This window comes from Kitasatospora sp. NPDC059722 (assembly GCF_042733235.1).
Lineage (GTDB): Bacteria > Actinomycetota > Actinomycetes > Streptomycetales > Streptomycetaceae > Kitasatospora.
Map to the genome: position 1 here is coordinate 1,810 of NZ_JBHWGD010000237.1, position 1,769 is coordinate 3,578.

Below are 1,769 nucleotides of genomic sequence, written 5' to 3' on the forward strand. Positions count from 1 at the left end.
CGATCCCGAGAACGGCTGAGGGCCTGACGGACCCCGCACCGAAACCGAAAGACGTGCGGGCGGGCCGGCGGGGGGCCGCCCCCCCGCGGCCGGTGTGCGCCGACGACGTGCGGGCCGCCGTCCGGGCCCAGAACGCGGCCGGTCTGGCCCGCCTCGCCCGGCGGATCGAGCCCGGGGTGGGCTGGTCCGACCTGGTGCTGCCGCCGCCCACCGAGGCCCGGCTGCGCGAGCTCGTGCTGCGGGCCCGCCACCGCGACCAGGTGCTCGGGCAGTGGCGGATGCGGCCCGGCGGCGGCCGGGGGAACGGCGTGATCGCCCTGTTCGCGGGGGAGTCGGGCACCGGCAAGACGATGTCGGCGGAGGTGGTCGCCGCCGAGCTCGGCATGGAGCTGTACGTCGTGGAGCTCTCCACCGTCGTGGACAAGTACATCGGCGAGACCGAGAAGAACCTGGAACGCGTCTTCACCGAGGCCGCCCAGGTCAACGGCGTCCTGCTGTTCGACGAGGCGGACGCGCTGTTCGGCAAGCGCTCCAAGGTCGAGGACGCCCACGACCGCCACGCCAACCTGGAGACGGCCTACCTGCTCCAGCGCATGGAGTCCTTCGAGGGCATCGCCGTCCTGACGTCCAACCTGCGCGCCAACCTCGACGACGCGTTCACCCGGCGGCTGGACGTCATCGCGGAGTTCCCGCTGCCGGACGAGGCGCAGCGGCGCCTGCTGTGGGACCGCTGCCTCGGGCCGTGGCTGCCGCGCGGCGACGACCTCGACCTGGACTTCTGCGCCCGGAGCTTCGAGCTCACCGGCGGCTCCATCCGGGCCTGCGCGGTCTCCGCGGCCTACCTGGCCGCCGGGACGGGTGCCCCGCTGGGCATGGCGCAACTGGTCGCGGCGGTGGTCGGCGAGTACCGCAAGCTGGGCCGGCTCGTGCTGGAGAGCGAGTTCGGGCCGTGGCTCGGAGTCCTCGGGGACGCCGGGCACGGCTGAGCCCGCTGTGCCGGACGCGACGGTTGGGAGTGCCCGCCGGGGACAGTCCTCCCTGCCCCCGGTCGGGGACCGTGGGACATGTCCCCGGGCGCCGCGCGGCAGCAGACTCGGGGGCGACCGACCGGCCACCCGAAGGAGCGCGAATGCCGTCGTACCTCACACCGGGCGTGTACGTGGAGGAGGTCCAGTCCGGTGCCCGCCCGATCGAGGGCGTCGGCACGGCCGTCGCCGCGTTCGTGGGCTTCGCCGAGGCCGGTCCGTTCCACGAGCCCACGCTGGTGACCACCTGGGACCAGTACGTCCAGCGGTTCGGCGGCTTCACCGAGGGCACCTACCTCGCGCACGCCGTGTACGGCTACTTCGCCAACGGCGGTGGCTCGGCCTACGTCGTCCGGGTCGGCGACCCGGCGCGGCGGGCCCCCGGTGTCGTGCCCGGACCGGTGGCGCCGCCGCCCGTCGCCGTCTCCGGCCTCCTCTTCTCGGCCCTGCCCGGCGCGGGCGCCGACGTGTCGGTCGAGATCGCCGACGCGGAGGGCGAGAACGTCCCCGAGGACCGGTTCCGCGTGCTCGTCCACAAGGGCGCCGAGGTCGTCGAGACGTACGACGTCTCGACCCGTCGGAACACCAAGGGCTACGTCGTCACCCAGCTGCGGGAGTCGAAGCTGGTCGCGGTCGCCGAGCAGCCCGGCACGGCGCCGAGCCGCCCCGAGCGCCGGACCCACGCCCTGGCCGCCGCTCCGGCGCCCGCACCGGTCGCGGCCCCGCCGGCCCGGCGCGACCCGG

At 75.2% G+C, this 1,769-nt stretch carries 1 protein-coding gene and 1 pseudogene; both read left to right on the forward strand.

Annotated features, from left to right (window positions below; translation table 11 throughout):
• On the forward strand, positions 1-986 hold a 986-nt coding region (locus tag ACFV4F_RS42850; protein ID WP_380511363.1), incomplete at its 5' end, for an ATP-binding protein.
• 143 nt (positions 987-1,129) lie between these two features.
• Positions 1,130-1,769: pseudogene (locus tag ACFV4F_RS42855) on the forward strand (phage tail sheath family protein); the annotation flags it as partial.